Here is a 250-nt window from a genome sequence, read left to right on the forward strand (position 1 = left end):
CATTGGATTTCATCCGGAACATGATCGTAACGGCAGGCTTTGCGATCCTTGATACGATGCAATACATCAAACCAGATGTCAGGTTGTTTTTAGCCTTCGTACTTACGGCATTTTTAAACTTTATTCTGGTAAAAACTTCCATGCTGGCGCATTTCACGGTCTCACCCAATGGAATAATGTTTGCGCTGAGCCTTTCAAGGGCCTTGCCATGTATAGTCTCAGCTTGCCGTCAAATCCTGCTGGAGTCGCC

Annotated in this window: 1 pseudogene; it reads left to right on the forward strand. The window is 45.6% G+C overall.

Annotated features, from left to right (window positions below):
• Positions 1-20: 20 nt before the first annotated feature.
• Positions 21-250 (forward strand): annotated as a pseudogene (locus P6709_RS20150) (hypothetical protein); the annotation flags it as partial.

Origin of the sequence: Jeotgalibacillus sp. ET6, assembly GCF_029667115.1 — a bacterium.
Taxonomy (GTDB): domain Bacteria; phylum Bacillota; class Bacilli; order Bacillales; family Jeotgalibacillaceae; genus Jeotgalibacillus.